General features: G+C 73.2%; 17 protein-coding genes. 7 read left to right on the top strand and 10 right to left on the bottom strand.

Annotation, left to right across the window (positions count from 1 at the left end):
• The first annotated feature begins 24 nt into the window (after positions 1–24).
• Genes AB0I22_RS11830 through AB0I22_RS11840 form a run of 3 tightly spaced genes read left to right on the top strand, consistent with a single transcriptional unit; the run spans position 25 to position 2,659 of the window.
• The gene (locus AB0I22_RS11830) at positions 25–828 is read left to right on the top strand and encodes an SDR family oxidoreductase (RefSeq protein ID WP_363130569.1); all 804 of its coding nucleotides are present in this window, start codon (positions 25–27) and stop codon (positions 826–828) included.
• A gap of 30 nt (positions 829–858) precedes the next feature.
• The gene (locus AB0I22_RS11835) at positions 859–1,488 is read left to right on the top strand and encodes a TetR/AcrR family transcriptional regulator (protein WP_363130570.1); all 630 of its coding nucleotides are present in this window, start codon (positions 859–861) and stop codon (positions 1,486–1,488) included.
• 13 nt (positions 1,489–1,501) lie between these two features.
• Entirely contained in the window at positions 1,502–2,659 is a 1,158-nt protein-coding gene (locus AB0I22_RS11840; protein WP_363130571.1) for an acetyl-CoA C-acetyltransferase, read from the top strand.
• 71 nt (positions 2,660–2,730) lie between these two features.
• On the opposite strand, the gene AB0I22_RS11845 is transcribed toward AB0I22_RS11840, so the two are convergent.
• The 4 genes from AB0I22_RS11845 to AB0I22_RS11860 are packed head-to-tail and all read right to left on the bottom strand — an operon-like array spanning position 2,731 to position 6,192.
• Complete coding sequence (locus tag AB0I22_RS11845; protein WP_363130649.1) at positions 2,731–3,780, bottom strand: nitronate monooxygenase; 1,050 nt, start codon at positions 3,778–3,780, stop codon at positions 2,731–2,733.
• A gap of 11 nt (positions 3,781–3,791) precedes the next feature.
• Positions 3,792–4,574, bottom strand: coding sequence for a CoA-transferase (locus AB0I22_RS11850; RefSeq protein WP_363130572.1), 783 nt, complete (start codon positions 4,572–4,574; stop codon positions 3,792–3,794).
• A complete protein-coding gene (locus tag AB0I22_RS11855) occupies positions 4,571–5,419 on the bottom strand; it encodes a CoA-transferase (RefSeq protein ID WP_363130650.1) in 849 nt (282 codons plus the stop codon). The genes AB0I22_RS11850 and AB0I22_RS11855 overlap by 4 nt, the downstream gene beginning before the upstream one ends.
• 29 nt (positions 5,420–5,448) lie before the next feature.
• Positions 5,449–6,192, bottom strand: coding sequence for an enoyl-CoA hydratase family protein (locus AB0I22_RS11860; protein ID WP_363130573.1), 744 nt, complete (start codon positions 6,190–6,192; stop codon positions 5,449–5,451).
• A 79-nt stretch (positions 6,193–6,271) separates the two neighbouring features.
• Between AB0I22_RS11860 and AB0I22_RS11865 the strand changes: the two genes are divergently transcribed.
• From AB0I22_RS11865 to AB0I22_RS11875, 3 genes are all read left to right on the top strand, one after another.
• Complete coding sequence (locus AB0I22_RS11865) at positions 6,272–7,183, top strand: SDR family oxidoreductase (protein WP_363130574.1); 912 nt, start codon at positions 6,272–6,274, stop codon at positions 7,181–7,183.
• The gene (locus tag AB0I22_RS11870) at positions 7,180–8,103 is read left to right on the top strand and encodes an SDR family oxidoreductase (RefSeq protein WP_363130575.1); all 924 of its coding nucleotides are present in this window, start codon (positions 7,180–7,182) and stop codon (positions 8,101–8,103) included. Before AB0I22_RS11865 ends, AB0I22_RS11870 begins: the two co-directional genes overlap by 4 nt.
• 94 nt (positions 8,104–8,197) lie before the next feature.
• Complete coding sequence (locus AB0I22_RS11875) at positions 8,198–8,602, top strand: pyridoxamine 5'-phosphate oxidase family protein (RefSeq protein WP_363130576.1); 405 nt, start codon at positions 8,198–8,200, stop codon at positions 8,600–8,602.
• A gap of 397 nt (positions 8,603–8,999) precedes the next feature.
• Here AB0I22_RS11875 and AB0I22_RS11880 read toward each other — a convergent pair whose 3' ends face one another.
• The 4 genes from AB0I22_RS11880 to AB0I22_RS11895 form a co-directional block, all read right to left on the bottom strand.
• Entirely contained in the window at positions 9,000–9,806 is an 807-nt protein-coding gene (locus AB0I22_RS11880) for an ABC transporter permease subunit (protein ID WP_363130651.1), read from the bottom strand.
• Between the two features lie 92 nt (positions 9,807–9,898).
• Positions 9,899–12,586, bottom strand: a complete 2,688-nt coding sequence (locus AB0I22_RS11885) for a CocE/NonD family hydrolase (RefSeq protein ID WP_363130577.1) — start codon at positions 12,584–12,586, stop codon at positions 9,899–9,901.
• 181 nt (positions 12,587–12,767) lie between these two features.
• Positions 12,768–13,832: an MBL fold metallo-hydrolase gene (locus tag AB0I22_RS11890; RefSeq protein ID WP_363130578.1), complete on the bottom strand. Its 1,065-nt coding sequence runs from the start codon at positions 13,830–13,832 to the stop codon at positions 12,768–12,770.
• 99 nt (positions 13,833–13,931) lie between these two features.
• A complete protein-coding gene (locus AB0I22_RS11895; RefSeq protein ID WP_363130579.1) occupies positions 13,932–14,513 on the bottom strand; it encodes a helix-turn-helix domain-containing protein in 582 nt (193 codons plus the stop codon).
• 139 nt (positions 14,514–14,652) lie between these two features.
• Here AB0I22_RS11895 and AB0I22_RS11900 point away from each other — a divergent pair, with 139 nt between their 5' ends.
• Positions 14,653–15,102 (top strand): nuclear transport factor 2 family protein, encoded by a 450-nt coding sequence (locus AB0I22_RS11900; RefSeq protein ID WP_363130580.1) that lies wholly within the window; start codon positions 14,653–14,655, stop codon positions 15,100–15,102.
• A gap of 100 nt (positions 15,103–15,202) precedes the next feature.
• Here the strand turns inward: AB0I22_RS11900 and AB0I22_RS11905 are convergent, their stop codons facing one another.
• Together AB0I22_RS11905 and AB0I22_RS11910 are read right to left on the bottom strand one after the other, a co-directional pair.
• Positions 15,203–15,742 (bottom strand): DUF1697 domain-containing protein, encoded by a 540-nt coding sequence (locus AB0I22_RS11905; RefSeq protein ID WP_363130581.1) that lies wholly within the window; start codon positions 15,740–15,742, stop codon positions 15,203–15,205.
• Positions 15,739–17,868 carry a hypothetical protein gene (locus tag AB0I22_RS11910; protein WP_363130582.1) on the bottom strand — a complete coding sequence of 710 codons (2,130 nt, stop codon included), beginning with the start codon at positions 17,866–17,868 and terminating at the stop codon, positions 15,739–15,741. Before AB0I22_RS11910 ends, AB0I22_RS11905 begins: the two co-directional genes overlap by 4 nt.
• Positions 17,869–17,870: the final 2 nt, after the last annotated feature.

A 17,870-nucleotide genomic window follows, 5' to 3' on the forward strand; every position in this document is an offset into this window, starting at 1 on the left:
TGTTTGGTAGGTTAACGTACGGCCATGAGCAGCGTCGAGGAATCCCGCGCCCCCGTGCCGTACGTCCCCGGGCACGGACTGCTCGCCGGCCGCGGCGCGGTCGTCACCGCCGCCGCCGGAGCCGGCATCGGCGGGGCCACCGCCCGCAAATTCCTCCAAGAGGGCGCCCGCGTCGTCCTCGGCGACCTGCACACCCGCCGGCTCGCCGAGTCCACGGCCGCGCTCGCCGAGGAGTTCGGGGCGGACAACGTCGCCTCACTGCCCTGCGACGTCACCGACGAAGCCCAGGTCGCGGCGCTCTTCGACCTCGCCGAGGAGCGGCACGGCCACCTCGACATCGTCGTCAACAACGCCGGACTCGGCGGCACCGCCGACCTCGTCGAGATGACCGACGAGCAGTGGGACAAGGTCCTCGACACCACCCTGAACAGCACGTTCCGCTGCACCCGGGGCGCCCTGCGCCGCATGCGCGCGTCCGGCCGCGGCGGCGCCGTCGTCAACAACGCCTCCGTCGTCGGCTGGCGCGCCCAGCGCGGCCAGGCCCACTACGCCGCCGCCAAGGCCGGCGTGATGGCGCTCACCCGCTGCGCGGCCGTCGAGGCCGCCGACTACGGCGTGCGCGTCAACGCGGTCGCGCCCAGCCTCGCCATGCACCCGCACCTCGTGAAGGTCACCACCCCCGAACTGCTCGCCGAGCTCACCGAGCGGGAGGCGTTCGGCCGGTACGCCGAGCCCTGGGAGGTCGCCAACGTGATCGTCTTCCTGGCCAGCGGCTACGCCTCGTACATGACCGGCGAGTGCGTGCCGGTCAGCAGCCAGCATGCGTGAGCGACGAAGCCGGGGGACGAGAATGGGGGAGTGCCGAACAGCAAGAAGAAACCCACCGTGACCCCCTCGCCCGAGCGGCGCGGCGAACTGCTCGCGACCGCCGCCGAGGTCTTCGCCGCCCAGGGATACAACGCCACCACCGTCCGCCGGATCGCCGACGAGGCGGGCATGCTCGCGGGCAGCCTCTACTACCACTTCGACTCCAAGGAGTCGATGCTGGATGAGATCCTGACCGCCTTCCTCGACGAGCTCTGGGCCGGCTACGACGCCGTCCTAGCCGCCGGACTCGACCCCCGGCAGACCATCGAGGCCCTGGTCACCGAGTCCTTCCGGGAGATCGACCGGCACCGCGCCGCCGTCGCCATCTACCAGAAGGAGTCCCGCCACCTCGCCGCCCAGCCGCGCTTCGGCTACCTCACCGAATCGCAGCGGAAATTCGAGCAGGCGTGGCTCGGCACCCTGGAGCGCGGCGTCGCGGCCAAGGTCTTCCGCGCCGACCTCGACATCCGCCTGACCTACCGCTTCGTCCGCGACACCGTGTGGGTCGCCGCGTCCTGGTACCGGCCGGGCGGCACGCACAGCCCCGAGGAGATCGCCCGCCAGTACCTGTCGATGGTGCTGGACGGCATCGCCCTGCGAGAACCGCCACCGAACCGTTAGGGAGAGACACCCCATGGCCGAGGCCTACATCGTCGAAGCGGTACGCACCCCCGTCGGCCGCCGCCGCGGCGGACTCGCCGGAGCCCACCCGGCCGACCTCGGCGCGCACGTCCTCAAGGCCCTCGTCCAGCGCTCCGGCATCGACCCGGCCGCTGTCGAGGACGTCGTCTTCGGCTGCCTCGACGCCGTCGGCCCGCAGGCCGGCGACATCGCCCGCACCAGCTGGCTGGCGGCCGGGCTCCCCGAGGAGGTGCCCGGCGTCACCGTCGACCGGCAGTGCGGCTCCTCCCAGCAGGCCGTCCACTTCGCGGCCCAGGCCGTGCTCTCCGGCACCCAGGACCTCGTCGTCGCGGGCGGCGTCCAGAACATGTCGCAGATCCCCATCGCCTTCGCCAGCCGCAAGGCCGCCGAACCGCTCGGCCTGACCGACGGCCCCTTCGCCGGGTCGAGCGGCTGGCGCGCACGCTACGGCGGACTGCCCGTCGACCAGTTCCACGGCGCCGAACTGATCGCCGGGAAATGGGGCATCTCCCGCCGGGACATGGAGGAATTCGCGCTCCGCTCCCACCAGCGGGCCGTCCGCGCCCTCGACGAGGACCGCTTCGCCCGCGAGAGCGTCGCGTACGGGGACGTGACCGCCGACGAGGGCCCGCGCCGCGACACCTCGCTGGAGAAGATGGCCGCGCTCAAACCCGTCGTCGAGGGCGGCAGCCTCACCGCGGGCGTCTCCTCCCAGGTCTCGGACGGCGCCGCCGCCCTGCTCCTCGCCTCCGAACAGGCCGTACGCGACCACGGGCTGACCCCGCGCGCCCGCGTCCACCACCTCTCCGTACGCGGCGAGGACCCCATCCGGATGCTGTCCGCGCCCATCCCCGCCACGGCGCACGCGCTGAAGAAGACCGGCATGGCGATCGACGGCATCGACCTGGTCGAGATCAACGAGGCGTTCGCGCCCGTCGTCCTGGCCTGGCTGCGCGAGACCGGCGCGGACCCCGAGAAGGTCAACGTCAACGGCGGCGCCATCGCGCTGGGCCACCCGCTGGGCGCCACCGGCGTCCGGCTCATGACCACGCTCCTGCACGAGCTGGAGCGCACCGGCGGGCGCTACGGCCTCCAGACGATGTGCGAGGGCGGCGGCCAGGCGAACGTCACGATCATCGAGCGGCTGTAGCGGCGGCTCCCGCGGATCGGCCCCCTGGGGGAATCACCGGGGGGCTCGGCCCCGCCGCCAGGCGCTCCGCGTCACTCGGGGGCGGGCAGCCCTGCCAGCGTCGCGCACGCCTGCTCCATCACGCGGTCCACCAGCTCCGCGCAGGTCGGCAGGTCCTCGATGAGGCCCGCGACCTGGCCCGCGGCCATCACGCCGAGATCGGTGCGGCCCTCCACCATCGACGCACGCAGCAGCATCGGGGTGTTGGCGGCCAGCAGGACCTGACTCCAGGTCAGGTCCTTGCCGTGTTTCATCGCGAGCCCGTCGCGCACCATCGCCGGCCAGCTCAGCCCCGAGAGCTTCCGGAAGGACGCGGCGTGCCGCAGCGCCCGTACGAGCGAGGCGGCGCGACCCGAGCGCTCCAGCTCCGCCACCAGCGCCGTACGCAGCATCCGATGGGGGAGGCCGTCGACCTTGGTGGTGAGCGTGACGTCCTTGACGGTGGCCGCCAGGTACCGGGCCTTCACCGCGTCCGGCACCGTGCTCTCGGCGGTGAGCAGAAAACGGGTGCCCATGGCGATGCCGGCCGCGCCGTGCGCGAGGGCCGCCACGAGACCGCGCCCGTCGCGGAAGCCGCCCGCCGCGACGACGGGGATGCCGACCGCGTCGACCACCTGCGGGAGCAGCACGGTCGTGGCGACCTCCCCGGTGTGGCCGCCGCCCTCGCCGCCCTGGACGATGACCGCGTCCGCGCCCCAGGCCACCACCTTCTCGGCGTGCCGGCGCGCGCCGATGGAGGGGATGACCACGACGCCCGCGTCTTTGAGCCGGCCGATCAGCTCGCGCGAGGGCGCGAGCGCGAAGGAGGCGATGCACACCCCCTCCTCGATGATCACGCCGACCCGCTCCGCCGCGTCGCCCGCGTCCGCCCGCAGATTGACGCCGAACGGCGCGTCCGTACGGGATTGCACCTCCCGTATCGCGGAACGGAGTTGAGGAACCGTCATGGTCGCGGAGGCGAGAATGCCGAGCGCCCCGGCGTTCGCGGACGCGGAGACCAGCCGGGGGCCCGCGACCCAGCCCATGCCGGTCTGCACCAAGGGGTGGCGCACGCCGACCAGTTCGGTGAGCGGGGTCGCGATCCGCCGCTCGCTCACGCCCGTACCTCCCGGTCCCGCAGCCCCCGGGGATCGATGACCTCCCTGATCAGCCGCAGCTCCTCGGCGGTCGGCTCACGCGTGCGGGGCACGTCGGCCGGCACGTCCAGCGGGAAGCCGGTGGCCTCGCGGAGCCGGTCCGCGCTCACGCCGGGGTGCAGGGACCGTACGCGCATGCGGTGGTCGGGCGTCTCGAAGTCGAGGACGGCGAGATCCGTGATGACCCGCGGGATGCGGTGGAAGCGCGTCGCCGACGGCCCGGCCGCCGCCGCCCGCTCATAGCCGACGCCGCAGACCATGTCGACCTTCTCGACCAGCACCCGCGTCGAGTGCCTGGGCACCCAGTAACTCGTAGGGTTGTTCAGGGTGTTGGCCGGTGCTCCGCGTACCCCGAGGAGCTGCCGGGCGGGCCGCTGCCAGTCGCCGATGCAGGAGATGTTCTGGTTGCCGTAGCGGTCGAGCTGGCTCGCGCCCATCATCACGTGCCGCTTGCCGCCGGTGACCATCGCCAGATGCCGCCGGTAGGGCAGCCACCCCTCGATGACGTGCGCCGCCTCGCCGAGCGCCGGCACGTCGCCGATCAGCAGCGCCTCGCCGTCCGTGAGCAGCAGCTCGGGCGAGAAGGTCAGCTTCGCGAGCCGCGCCCCGATGCTGGGCACGGTGCCCATCGGGCTGGCCAGGATCTCCCCGTCGCCGCGCCACGCCTCCGCGCAGGCGATCACGCAGTACTCGGCCCGCGTCGCCCCGGAAGCGGTCCCCGGCTCGTTCCCGTCGCTCATGCGCCCTCCTTCGCGAAGGCCGCGACCGCGGCCTGATAGGCGTCCTCGTCCCCGCCGAGGAAGCGCTCGGTGAACTCCCGCCAGGCGGCGGGGTCGGCGGCGGCCTTGGCGTACGCGGCCTGGAACGGCTCGTCGCGGCCGTAGTCCGGCACGCAGGACGTGAAGTGCGCGCCGTTCGGCGCCTCCACGACGCCCGTCACCTCCTGACGCCCCACCAGAAGCGTCTGCGGGCCGCCCGCTTCGGTGAACTCGGTGGTCTCGACAACGCGTTCGCACGAGACGTACGCGTCGGTGGCCGCCTCGCAGAACAGGTCGTCGAAGTACGGGTCCGGGCCCAGGTACTGGCCGTTCCCGCGCGCGTCCGCCCGGTTGAGGTGGACGAGCGCCGCGTCCAGCCTCAGCGCGGGCGCGGCCACGAACTCCTCCCCGTCCTCGTACGGCGAGGTGACGGTGCGCAGCGACGGGTTGACCGTCATCACGTCGGAGCCGAGCCCGGCCCGTACGGGCAGGAACGGCAGCCGGTGGGCCGCCGCCGTCAGCCCCCACATGAACATCGCCTCGTCCAGCTCCATCAGCTCGAAGTCCCCGCGCTGGCGGGCGGCGCGGAAGTGGGGTTCGAGGGGGATCGAATCGAGCGTCGCGAACGCCGCGACCAGCTTGCGGATCTTTCCGGCGGCCGCCAGCAGCCCCACGTCCGGGCCGCCGTAGGAGACCACGGTCAGGTCGGTCACCTCCGAGCGCAGCAGCGCCCGTACGAGAGCCATCGGCTTGCGCCGTGACCCCCAGCCGCCGATGCCCACCGTCATGCCGCTCTCCAGCCGGCCGGCGACCTGATCGGCCGTCATGAGCTTCTCGGTCCTGTCGCGGGCCACGGCTACTCCTCGCCGCCGAAGGTGGAGCGGACGCGGTCGGCGGCGCCGCTGAGGTTGGCCTCGAAGGTGAAGCCCTGCTCGAAGCGGTAGCTGCGCCGTACGTCCACCGGGTCGATGCCGTTGATGGCGGCCTTGGCGAGCCGGATCAGAGCGCCGTCCTTCGCGGCGATCTCACGGGCCAACGCCAAGGCGGCGTCCGGCAGTTCCGCGCGGCTGACGACCTGCCAGACGGAGCCGTGGTGGTGCAGCTCCCGGGCGGTCGCGGTCCGCGAGGTGTAGTACAGGGCGCGCATCAGGTGCTGCGGGACCAGCCGGGCGAGGTGGGTGGCCGCGCCGAGCGCACCCCGGTCCAGCTCCGGCAGGCCGAAGACGGCGTCCTCGCTCGCCACGATGGCGTCGGCGTTGCCGACGAGCCCGATGCCGCCGCCGAGGCAGTGCCCGTGCACGGCCGCCACCACCGGCACCTCGCACTCGTAGACCGCGGCGAACGCCTCGTAGCAGCCGCGGTTGGCGCCGATGAGCGCCTCGTGGCCCGCCGAGCGCTGGATCTCCTTGATGTCGACGCCCGCGTTGAAGCCGCGCCCGGCGGCGGTCAGCACGACGCAGCGCACGCCGGGATCGGCGCCCGCGTCCCGTACGGCTTCGGCCAGTTCGTGCCAGCCCCGCACGGGGAGGGCGTTGACCGGTGGGAAGTCCGCCGTGACGACGCGGACACCGTCGTGCGGTGCGGAGGTGGAGACACCCATGAGCGGATCAGCTACCTTTCCACCAAACGTTTGTTAGGTGAGAAGGTAGCAGCGGATCGCCCGCTGCGGGAGGTGCCAAGTGGCGGTCACCATCGATCTGTCCGGCCGCGTCGCCGTTGTCACCGGCGGGACCCGGGGGGTCGGCGCGGGCATCAGCCGCGCCCTGCTGGCGGCCGGGGCCGAGGTCGTCGCCTGCGCCCGCCGCCCGCCCGACCGGCCCGTCGAGGCCGACGGCAGAACCGCCCGCTTCCACGCCGTGGACCTCCGCGACCCGGACGCCGTCGGCCGCCTCTTCGACCGGGTCGAGGGCGCGTACGGACGGCTGGACGCCCTCGTCAACAACGCCGGCGGCAGCCCCTACCGACTGCTCGCCGACAGCGACCCGAGGCGCGCCGCGCGGACCGTCGAACTCAACCTCATCGCCCCGCTGACGGCCTCGCTCGCCGCACACCCGGCCCTGGCCGCCGCCGGCGGCTCCATCACCATGATCGGCAGCGTCAGCGGCGCCCGCCCCTCGCCGGGCACGGCCGCGTACGGGGCCGCCAAGGCGGGCCTGGAGAACCTGGCCCGCTCCATGGCCGTCGAATGGGCGCCGCGCATCCGCGTCAACACCCTGATCCTCGGCATGGTCCGCACCGAACTCTCGCACCTCCACTACGGGGACGAGCAGGGCATCGCGGCCGTCGGCCGCACCGTGCCGCTGGGCAGGCTCGCCGAACCCGCCGAGATCGGCGACGCCTGCGTCTACCTCGCCTCCGACCTGGCCGCGTACGTCACCGGAGCGAGCCTGCTCGTCCACGGGGGAGGGGAGCGCCCCGCGTTCCTGGACGCCGCGACGGTCAACCACGACGCCGCCGGACCGGCCGAACGCGTGGCCGGCGGACCGGCCGGACGCGCCGCCGACCGTGCGGCCGGACGCGCGTCCGGCTCCCCTGGAGATTCGTCTTCCGGCGCTGCCCGACCCACCGCAGAACAAGGAGAGATGACATGACCGGAATCTGTGCCGGACGCGTCGCCGCCGTCACCGGCGCGGGCCGCGGGCTCGGCCGCGCCCACGCGCTCGCCCTCGCCGCGGCGGGAGCGAAGGTGGTGGTCAACGACCTCGGCGTCGGCCTCGACGGAGACGGAGGCGGCGATGCCACCCTTGGCGGCCCCGCGCTGCGCGTCGTCGACGAGATCCGCGCGGCGGGCGGCGAAGCCGTCGCGCACGGCGGCGACATCGCCACCGCCGAGGGCGCCCGGTCCCTGATCGCCACGGCCCTGGACGCGTACGGGCGCCTCGACACCCTGGTCAACAACGCGGGCTTCCTGCGCGACCGGATGCTCGTCAACCTGGACGAGGACGACTGGGACGCCGTCGTACGGGTCCATCTGCGAGGCCACTTCCTGCCGCTCAAGCACGCCGTCGCGCACTGGCGCGCCGAGTCCAAGGCGGGCCGTACCCCAGAGGCCCGCGTCGTCAACACCAGTTCCGGGGCCGGCCTGCTGGGCAGCGTGGGGCAGGGCAACTACGCGGCCGCCAAAGCCGGAATCCTGGGCCTGACCCTCGTCGCCGCCGCCGAGACGGCCCGCTACGGCGTACTCGTCAACGCCATCGCGCCCGCCGCCCGTACCCGGATGACCGAGCGGACGTTCGCCGAGACGATGGCCGCCCCAGACGGCGACGCGTTCGACGCGATGGCCCCGGGCAACGTCTCCCCGCTCGTCGTCTGGCTCGGCTCCGCCGCCAGCGCCGGGGTGACCGGCCGGGTCTTCGAGGCCGAAGCCGGGCGCATCACCGTGATGGAGGGCTGGCGCCCCGGCCCCACCGCCGACAAGGGCGCCCGCTGGACACCGGCCGAGGCGGGGGAGGCGGCGCGTGAACTCCTGGCACGGGCCGAGGAACCGCAGCCGGTGTACGGGGCGGGGTGAGCGCGCGGGCCCGGGAGCCGCGGAAGGGGCGTAGGACCATGGTCCGAGGCGGCCGTCCGATGCGCTCGGCGCGCGGCGCGGGTGCAATGGGCGGATGAGTGATCTTGTGAGTCCGCTGGGGTCCGCCGTCCGCGCCCGCCTGGCGCGGGAGAAGAACGTCTGGCTGTGCACGGTACGGCCGGACGGCTCCGCCCATGTCACCCCGGTCTGGTTCGTCTTCGAGCGGGCCAGGTGGTGGATCGGCACGGACAGCGGCTCGGTCAAGATCGCCAACATCGAGTCCGAGCCCCGCGTCTCCCTGGCGCTGGAGGACGGCCGGTACCCGGTCGTCGCCGAGGGCGACGCGGCGCTGCACCGCGACGGCTTCCCGGCGGACATCGTGGCGGCCTTCGCGGCGAAGTACGAGTGGGACGTCACCGCCCCCGAGAAGCCGGGTAGCGACCGCGTACTGCTGGAAGTCCCCGTACGGCGCTGGCTGTTGGCGGGCACGGCGCGATGACGCGGGGCGCTCGCGCCCCGCGTCGGGTTGGGCCCGCGTCGGGTTGGGCCCCGCGCCGGGCTCGCGCCTCGCGAAGGGGCGTGTCTCTACTGGGCCGGACGAGCCGGACGAGCCGGACGAGCCGGACGAGCCGGACGAGCCGGACGAGCCGGACGAGCCGGACGAGCCGGACGAGCCAGATGAGCTAGATGAGCCAGATGAGCTAGACGAGCCGGACGGCCCGGATCGCGTCGCCGTGTGTCAGGGCATGCCGCCCGCTCCAGGGCGCATCCCCACCGCGCGACGCACCGCATCAAGCGCCGTCCGGCCCAGGCCGCGTCGCCCGCATCGGGGAGCCACGCTGCCCTGCGCCGGGCCAGGCCGGATGCTCGGCGGGCGGGGTGTCAGGACACAGGTATCAGGACACGACATCCTTCGCCCTGAAGTGCCGGAAGGCCAGCGCGAAGAGCACCAGCGCGTACGCCACCGAAACCGCCGAGCCCCTGATCATGCCGCCCCACTCCAGCTGCGGCTGGAGCGCGTCCGCCCACGCGAACTGCCAGTGCGCGGGCAGGAAGTCGCGCCAGTGGCCGAGCGCCGTGACCGCGTCCAGGACGTTGCCGACGATCGTGAGGCCCACCGCGCCGCCGACCGCGCCGAGCGGCGCGTCGGTGACCGTGGAGAGCCAGAAGGCGAGCGCCGCCGTGACCAGCTGGCCGACGAAGATGTACGCGACCACGAGCAGCAGCCGCGGCACGGCGTCCCCGGAGGGGAGCGCGCCGCCCGTCGGAAGCCGCAGGTCGCCCCAGCCGTACGCGGCCGTGCCCGCCGCCAGGGCGACCAGCGGCAGCAGCACCATCGCCGCCGCGCTGAAGCCCAGCGCCACCGCCAGCTTGCTCAGCAGCAGCCGGGCGCGCGGCACGGGCGCGGCCAGCAGATAGCGCAGCGAGGACCAGCTCGCCTCGGACGCCACCGTGTCGCCGCAGAACAGCGCCACCGGCACCACCAGCAGGAAACCCGCGGAGACGAAGAGGCAGGTCGCCGTGAAGTTCGCGCCGGAGGCGGTCGCGGAGTCGATCAGCGACACCCGGCCGCTCTGGCTGCTCGGCTGCCCGCCGATCGCGAACGCCGCGATCAGCACGAACGGCAGCACCGCCAGCACCGCCCCGACCACCAGCGTGCGCCTGCGCCGCAGCTGCCGCATCGCCTCGACGCGCAGCGGCAGGGTGTGCCGGGCCCGGTAACCCGGCGCGGACGCCGGCGCCGCGCCCGGCTCCGGCGCGCTCGGGGACGTACTCGGCGTACTCGTGGACGTGCTCACGCGGAGCCTCCGATCAGGGTCAGGAACGCGTCCTCCAGGCGGCGGTGCGGACCGACGCTCGCCACCGGGATCTCCAGCCGGACCAGCTCGACGAGGAGTTCGGAGGCGCCGAGGCCGTCCAGCCGCACCAGCAGCCCCTCGTCGGCGGGGACGGCCGAGGCGACGCCCGGCAGCGCGGCGACCTTCTCGCACACCGCCTCGGACAGCCCGCCCGCCACGCCGACGAGCAGCGTGTCGCCCGAGCCGATGATCTCCGCGACCGGCCCGGCTCGCACCAGCCGCCCGCGGTCCATCACCACCAGGTGCGTACAGCTCTGCTCCACCTCGGAGAGCAGGTGGCTGGAGACGATGACGGTGCGCCCGGCCGCCGCGTAGCGGATCATCACCTCGCGCATCTCGCGGATCTGCGGCGGGTCGAGGCCGTTCGTCGGCTCGTCCAGGATCAGCAGGTCCGGCAGTCCGAGCATGGCCTGCGCGATGGCCAGCCGCTGCCGCATGCCCTGGCTGTACGTACGGACCGCGCGGTCCAGCGCCGAGCCGAGCCCGGCGATCTCCAGGGCCTCATCGACGTGGGCGTCCTCGGCGGGCCGGCCGGTCGCTCGCCAGTACAGGTCGAGGTTGGCCCGGCCGGTCAGGTGCGGCAGGAACCCCGCGCCCTCGACGAACGCGCCGACCCGCGACAGCACGGGCGCGCCCGGCCGGATCGCGTGCCCGAAGACCCGGATGGAGCCGCCGTCCGGCCGGATGAGGCCCATCAGCATCCGCAGGGTGGTGGTCTTGCCCGCGCCGTTGGGGCCGAGCAGCCCCAGCACCTGCCCGCGCTCCACCCGGAAGGACAGGTCCCGTACCGCGTAGCGGTCGGCGGACTTCGCGTACCGCTTGCTCAGGTCCGTGATCTCCAGCGGCACGTCGGCCAGGGCCGGGTCGGGCGCGGGCGTCGCGGTGCGGCGGCGGCCGACGAGCAGTAGGACCACGGCGACGGCCGCGCCCGCGGCCGGCAGCCCCCATGTCCACCACGGCAGTCCGGCGGAGGCCGTCCGCACCTCCGGCGCCGTCGGCGCCCGCAGCCCCGGGTCCGCGAGCGAGACGGTGTACGAGGCGGGCTCGACCGGCGAGGCGTAGCCCATGTCGGTGGCGGCGAGGACCAGGCGCATCCGGTGCCCGGCGGCGAAGTTGTGGTCGACGGCGGGCAGCCGCACCTCGACGGTGCGGCCGTCCTTCGCGCCGGTGATCCGGAGCGGGGTCACGATCTGGGACGGCAGCTGCTGCCGGCCGTTCGGCCCGACGTCGTAGACCTTCGCGAACAGCACGGCCTCGCCGCTGTCCGCCTTCACCCGCAGTTTCACGCTCGGCGATCCGGTGACGCGCACCCCGGTCGACAGGGGCGCGGAGTCGAAGCGCGCGTACTGGCCGGGGAAGTCGAGGGAGAGTCCGGCGCCGAGGCCGGAGAGCTGCGAGACGGCGCCGATGCCGGGCACCGAGGAGATGGCGGCCGGGCCCGCGCCGGCCGGATTGGCGAAGGTCTGCTCGCCGCCCGTGAGCCGTACCGTCCGCTCGTCGTTCGCGAGCCCCGGATAGCGGTCGCCGCTCGCGCCGCGCAGCTGCGCCGAACCGTTGGTGGAGTCGACGCCGCCGGTCCGGGTGACGCGGAAGGCGGGCCCGGTGTTCGCGCCCTCATCCCCCTTGAGGTAGCGGTCGAACCACGCCTCGGTGCGCCGCTCCACCCGGCCCGTCTCGCGGTCGCCGCCGTCGTGGCCGCCCGCGATCCAGTCCACGGCCACGGGCGCGTCGTTGGCCCTGATCGCCCTGGCCATGGCGTCGGCCTGGCCGAGGGGGAAGAGCGAGTCGGTCTGGCCCTGCGTGATGAGAGTGGGCACCTTGATCCGGTCGGCGACCGCGGACGGGCTGCGCGCCTGGAGCAGTTCGCGGGCCCGCGCGTCCGGTTTCCCGGCGACGGCCACCCGCTCGTACATGTCGCACAGCGCCTTCTCGAACCGCCCGCACCCTGAAGACTGCGACGGCGCCGCCCGCGCGTCGCCGATCCCGGTGGTGGTCGAGCCGGTGGTGAAGAAGATCCCGGCCCAGAGCTTCTTGAAGACGTCGTCGGGGAAAAGGGATTCGGCGAGATCCCAGTAGGTGATCTGTGGGGCGATGGCGTCGACGCGCTTGTCGTACCCGGCCGCGAGCAGCGAGATCGCTCCGCCGTAGGAGGCGCCCGCGATGCCGACCCGCGGGTCGCCGGGTTTGTCGAGCCGCACCTCGGGGCGTTTCGCCAGCCAGTCGATGAGCTTGCTGGTGTCGGCGACCTCGTGGTGCGGGTCGTTGAGTCCGATCCGGCCCGTGGAGCTGCCGAAGCCGCGCGCCGACCAGGTCAGCACGGCGTAGCCGTCGCGCGCCAGTCTCTCCGCCTGGCCGCGCAGATCGTCCTTGCTGCCGCCGAAGCCGTGCGCGAGGAGGACGGCCGGTCTGCGGCCCGTACCGCCGGAGGTGAAGAACGACGTGTCGATGCGGACCGTGTCACCGGACCCCGGCGATTCGGGCAGCGACAGTACGTGGTCTTCGCGGTGTACGGGGGCTTCGCCGCCGGCGGCGGCAGCCGTCCAGGTACCGGCCCCGGCGAGCACGGCGACGGCGGCTATGGCGGCGAACAGCCGCCCGCGCCGGCGGGGCATACGCAGCTTCATGCCCGAATGCTAAACGGAGTCGTCATCCATCTGCCGCGCCACCAGCGCGAAGGCGCGCTGGCGAGGGCCGGGCGCGCCCCGGACCGTACGGTGTGCGCGGTACGGTCCGGGGCGCGCGGGAGGCGATCGGCGAGCGGACGGCGAGCGGTCGGCGAAGGCTCGTGAAGCGGCCCTCCAGCGATCAGGAAGCGCCGTGCGGGTCGCCCTGGGCCGCCCGGCCCTGGTGGGGGAGACGGTCCGCGAGGCCGGACTCCGGCGCCTTCGCCCCGCGTTCGGCGGCGATCTCCGCCATCATCGTCAGCAGCTCCAGGGCTTCCCCCGGAGCCGGTGCGCCCACCTCGCGGTAGACGGCGGCGACGGCCGTCACCACGCGCTCGGACAACGGCCAGTCGGCGTACGCGCCGAGCGGTATCGCACGTGCCGCGGTCTCCAGCGGCACCCCCGCCGCCGCGGCGCGCGCGGCCTCCTCGTGGACGTAGCGGAAGTAGTCGCGGAAGCGGGCCATGTCGGCGCGGCTCGCGAGCCGGCCGTGGCCGGGCACGAAGGTCCGCGCGCCGGTCGCCAGCAGGCGGTCGCACGCGTCGGCCCAGGCGAGGACCGGGCCCGCCCACACCACCGGGTGGTCGTCCTGGAAGAGGACGTCCCCGCAGAAGACCGTGGACGCTTCCGGGACATGGACGACCACGTCGCCGCCGGTGTGCGCCGGGCCGACGTTCAGCAGCTCGACGTCGAGGTCGCCGACGCGCAGGTCCAGCCGGTCGCCGAAGGTACGGGTGGGCGGCGCGAGCTCGATGCCGGAGAAGTCGAAGTGACCGAAGTGCCGGATGAAGTACTCGCCGCCGGGGCCGGGCGGGGGGTTCCGCTGGAGCTGCGGGTAGGCGGCGGGCGGCACCTCGTGGTCGATCCCGGCGGCGTTGGCGTCCGAGGTGATGACCTCGGCGTCCGGGAAGAGCTGGTTGCCGTGGCAGTGGTCGCCGTTGAGGTGGGTGTTGACGACGGTGGTTATTCGGGCGCCGGGGGCGGCGTCGGCGACGGCGGCGCGCAGGCGCCGGGTCTGGGGGAGCGTGTAGAAGGTGTCGACGAGGAGCGCCTCGCCGCCGCTCGCTATGAGCCCCGCGTTGGACCAGCCCCAGGAGCCGTCGCCCTGGATGAAGGCGAAGACGCCCGGAGCTATGGTCTCGGTCCGCAGCCGTCCGGGGTCGGCGGGGCCGTCGTGCGCGGTGTCGTTGATCTCTGAGTCTGCCATGACCCGATCATGGTCGACGGGGTGCCGCCGACGCCAACCCGCCGACGGCGTACGGTGTCAACTTCCCTGCGCTCGCTGCCTGTTGGGGTGGTTCGGTGCTCAGGGGGAGGGGGTCAATGCGGCGCGGGCGAGCGCGGTGAGCCCTGAGCGGATGTCGGCCGGGGAGGTGCCCGCGGCGGTGAGGTGCTCGATGAGATCGCTCCGTACGGCCGCCAGCAGGGCGTGGGCGAGGAAGTCGGCGTCCCGCTCGCCGCGGGCCTCGGCCAGTAGGGCGGCGAGTTGCGCGTGCCAGGGTCCGTAGGTCTCGCTCAGGTACGGACTGCCGCTGCCCGCGTTCTCCAAGGCGAGCATCAAGGGGCGGTTGTCCAGCTTGAAGCGGAGCAGGGCGTCGAGGAGCGCGAGGGCGCGTTCGTCGGCCGCGCCGCCGGGGCCGAGCGGCGGTGGGCCCGTCGCGATGCCGGCCCGCAGGGCTTCGGAGCGCTGCGCGACCAGCGCCTTGATCAGGCCGACGCGGTCGCCGAACCGGCGGAAGAGCGTGCCCTTGCCGACCCCGGCCGCCGCGGCGATGTCGTCCATGGACACCTCGCAGTCGCCGCGCTCGGCGAACAGCCGGTCGGCGGCGGCGAGTACCGCCTCGCGGTTGCGGGCGGCGTCGGCCCGCTCCTTGCGTGCGGGGGGCATGGCTCCTCCTGAAAGCGGCGTGTTGCCGGGGCTAGATATCCGGACCGACGGTCCGTATGGTGATGTGGACCGACGGTCCGCATCCTATCGCGGCCGCCTCGGCGCATCGCGCCCGCCGCTCCATCGAGAGGAACACACCATGACGGACACCACCCCCGCCGCCGTCTTCCGGCACGGACTCGACCTCCTGGTCGCGGGCGACATCGACGCCTGGGTCGACCTGTGGGCCGATCACGGCGTTCTCGAATTCCCCCTAGCCCAGCCCGGGGCTCCCCGCCGACTGGACGGCAAGGCCGCCGTACACGCCTACATGGCCGCCTTCCCGGACCTCGTCGACATCACCGGCTTCCCGTACGTCGAGGTACACCGGAGCGAGCGCCCCGAGGTCGTCATCGTCGAGATGCGCGCCGAGGGGCGCGCCCTGGCGACCGACCGCCCGTACGAGATGACCTACATCGCGGTCGTCACCGTCGAGAACGGTCTCATCACCCACTACCGCGACTACTGGAGCCCGCTCGCCGCCGCCGAGATCGCCGGCGGCAAGGACGCACCGTGGAGCGGCACGCCGTCCTCGGCCGAGCGGCGGTAGCGTCCCGGCCTTGACCGGCCAGGGGTATGACACAGGCTCATTACTCCTCGCGGACTCGCGGGATCTCCGCCGAAGCGGCGCCCCGTCACACGGCGCCCCGTCACACAGCCGCCAGCTCCGCGAGCTTCAGCACCGTGTTCCAGTTGCGGGCCGTGGCCGTCACGCCGAGGCGCTGGTCGTTGAGGAGCGGTGCCAGCTTCGCCTTGTGCACGCCGTCGGGGAAGTGGCAGTACACCTCGCGCTTCCCCGCGGCGAACTCCTCCGGGGCGTACGCCGCCGGATCGATGCCCTCCAGTCGGGCCGCGTCCAGCGGCCCGGACAGGAAGGTGACCAGGAAGCGCGACGGGTCGAGGGCGGTGACGTCGAAGGGGTTCTCGTCGATGACGCGCCGCAGGTCGCCGCCCGCTCGCACCACGCAGGGGACGGCGAACCCCAGCTCACCGGCGATGGCCTGCTCCAGCTCCGCCGTCAGCCGCTCCTCATCGGAGGCGGGGTGGGTGAAGACGGCGTTGCCGCTGTTGAGGTGCGTACGCACCGCCTCGCACCCCATCCCCGTCAGCAGCTCCCGCAGCATCGCCATCGGGACCCGCTTGTGCTTGCCCACATTGATGCCGCGCAGCAGGCCCACGTAAGTCGTCATCCGCTCACGTTAGCCCCCGGCCATGACAGTCGGGCCGTCGCCGGAGCGGAGCGGGTTCCGTCCGGGGCGACCGCCGTGAGCTGGAGCGTCGTGGACCGCTCGCGGTCCGCGCGCTTCAGCGACTTGACGTAGAAGACCTCGTCGTAGATCCGGCCGAGCGCCTCCTGGCCGCCATCCGCGCGCAGCCGGGAGACGTCGTAGTACCAGACCCCCGAGTCGGGCAGCCGCCACGACAGGAACACCTCGGCCGAGCCGCCCGCGACATGCGCGGCGTCCACCGTGAAGTGAACCGGCCGGTCCACCCGCATGCGCCGGCCGCCCGCGAGCAGCGCCAGTTCGCCGACGTTCAGGGCGCAGGGGCCCGTGCGGTCGGCGGAGACCCGCAGCCCGATCGCGGCGATCGTCCGGCCCTTGAAGCGGCCGAGGGCGAAGGAACGGGTGTGCCAGCCGTGCGGACCCGCCTTGCCGGCCCGCAGCCACACGAATTCCTCTGGGGAGTCCTCGAAGATCAGCCCGGCCTCCAGAGCCGCCGCCCCGGCCCGCCCCACCGCGTACGTGAGGCGCAGCGACTCGCCGCCCCCGACCGCCACCCGCGTCTTGAAGAGGCGGACGGTCGTGGGGTTGCCGGGGCCCAGCTCGCCGGAGATCCTCAGCGAGGAGCCGCCGTCGTACGCCGTCGTGTAGTCGTAGTCGACGCTGAGCGGTGTCCCCGGGCTGGTGGCCCAGAACTGCCAGGTGGGCAGGATGTCCTGGACGCTCGCGTTGTTCCACTGCGCGCCGCTCGCCCGTCGGCCGTCGACATAGAAGGCGCGCCCGTGCCCGGTGTTGAAGCGGGTGACGAAGGGGAACGAGCCGATGACCGACCGCTCGGTGATGTAGTGGGCGACGCCGTCCCACTTCTTCGGGTTGTTCTCGTCGCGCCCCTTGCCGTCGTCCTCGTCCGGCCACGGCATGTACTCGGTGCGGCCGGTGCGCGTCGGGTCCTCGTTCGGGCCGGACCAGTACTGCCGCTCGCGCCGGAAGACGCCCGCCTGCGCGTCCGGGTTCTCCCGGTCCGGATAGCGGTCCCAGGCGAAGTGCGAGCCGAACAGCGCCCAGCTGGTACGGGCCGGCTGCCCCTCGGGGAAGATCAGCCGGGTGTCGTACGGCGGATTGAAGCCGTACTTCTCGTTCTCCGTACCGAGGAACGCGACCTTGTACGGGTCCAGCCCCAGCTTCTTCGCCGTCTCCCGCGACGTGGCGACCCGCTCCTCGTTCCACGCGTAGTTGGCGAAGAGGCTGTTCATCACCGGGGTGTTGCCGTCCTGAATCCACGGCGCGTTACGGCTGTTGAGCTGATTCTGGTAGGACAGCCGGCCATTGACCATGATCGTGTCGTACCACTGGAGATGGAATCCGGCAGGAGCCTTCGCCCGCAGATACTTGAGCATCTTCATCAGCCCGGCGGCGTCCTGCTCCGAAACAGTGGCTTCCTGGTTGATGAAATAACCGTCGAAGCCGAAATACCCGGCCATCTCGATCAGCTTGTCCGCCACCGGGAACGACCCGTCCGCGCGCTGCTCCAGATAGTCCGAGAACGCGCCGTCACGCGGCCAGAACCAGCACCCCAGCGACCGCACGCCATTGCGGTGCGCCGCGTCCGTATAGGCAGGGTTGGGCAGGTTGATCAGACCGTGCACCGGCTTGTCGACAGGCGAGCCCTCGGTGGGCATGCCGTGCCACGAACCGTACAGATCGCTGTACTGCCAGAAGCGCAGCAGCCGGCGGGCGAAGGTGTCGTTGTATTTGAACGCGGTGAAAAAGGAATTGTCATAGTCGAACGACAGATTCATCAACTGCGGGGCCGTCGCCAGCTTGGGATTCGCCTGGGTCGCGGCGAACGGCGCGATGCGCTCGGCCAGCGGCACCCGCGAGCGCAGATACCTCGCGTGCGGATCGCTCTCGGGAGACCACCGCTTGAGGGCCGCCGCGTCGTAGCCGTGCATGAACGGCTGGTGCGGCGCCCGGTCCGGGGCCGGCGGCCCGTCCGCCGCGGCAGCCGCCGCGGCGAACGGGCCCGCCTGCCCGGCGAGGCCGACGGTGACGCCGGCCGCACCGAGCATGGCGATGAACGCTCTGCGTTCCATCG

The organism is Streptomyces sp. NPDC050610, from assembly GCF_040654875.1.
Lineage (GTDB): Bacteria > Actinomycetota > Actinomycetes > Streptomycetales > Streptomycetaceae > Streptomyces.

What these genes read in the sequence shown, in the direction of transcription:
- AB0I22_RS11855 (WP_363130650.1), bottom strand. Translation starts at nt 5,419, where the DNA reads ATGACGGCCGATCAGGTCGCCGGCCGGCTGGAGAGCGGCATGACGGTG.
- AB0I22_RS11840 (WP_363130571.1), top strand. Translation starts at nt 1,502, where the DNA reads ATGGCCGAGGCCTACATCGTCGAAGCGGTACGCACCCCCGTCGGCCGC.
- AB0I22_RS11900 (WP_363130580.1), top strand. Translation starts at nt 14,653, where the DNA reads ATGACGGACACCACCCCCGCCGCCGTCTTCCGGCACGGACTCGACCTC.
- AB0I22_RS11875 (WP_363130576.1), top strand. Translation starts at nt 8,198, where the DNA reads ATGAGTGATCTTGTGAGTCCGCTGGGGTCCGCCGTCCGCGCCCGCCTG.
- AB0I22_RS11860 (WP_363130573.1), bottom strand. Translation starts at nt 6,192, where the DNA reads ATGGGTGTCTCCACCTCCGCACCGCACGACGGTGTCCGCGTCGTCACG.
- AB0I22_RS11890 (WP_363130578.1), bottom strand. Translation starts at nt 13,832, where the DNA reads ATGGCAGACTCAGAGATCAACGACACCGCGCACGACGGCCCCGCCGAC.
- AB0I22_RS11905 (WP_363130581.1), bottom strand. Translation starts at nt 15,742, where the DNA reads ATGACGACTTACGTGGGCCTGCTGCGCGGCATCAATGTGGGCAAGCAC.
- AB0I22_RS11885 (WP_363130577.1), bottom strand. Translation starts at nt 12,586, where the DNA reads ATGAAGCTGCGTATGCCCCGCCGGCGCGGGCGGCTGTTCGCCGCCATA.
- AB0I22_RS11870 (WP_363130575.1), top strand. Translation starts at nt 7,180, where the DNA reads ATGACCGGAATCTGTGCCGGACGCGTCGCCGCCGTCACCGGCGCGGGC.
- AB0I22_RS11830 (WP_363130569.1), top strand. Translation starts at nt 25, where the DNA reads ATGAGCAGCGTCGAGGAATCCCGCGCCCCCGTGCCGTACGTCCCCGGG.
- AB0I22_RS11850 (WP_363130572.1), bottom strand. Translation starts at nt 4,574, where the DNA reads ATGAGCGACGGGAACGAGCCGGGGACCGCTTCCGGGGCGACGCGGGCC.
- AB0I22_RS11895 (WP_363130579.1), bottom strand. Translation starts at nt 14,513, where the DNA reads ATGCCCCCCGCACGCAAGGAGCGGGCCGACGCCGCCCGCAACCGCGAG.
- AB0I22_RS11910 (WP_363130582.1), bottom strand. Translation starts at nt 17,868, where the DNA reads ATGGAACGCAGAGCGTTCATCGCCATGCTCGGTGCGGCCGGCGTCACC.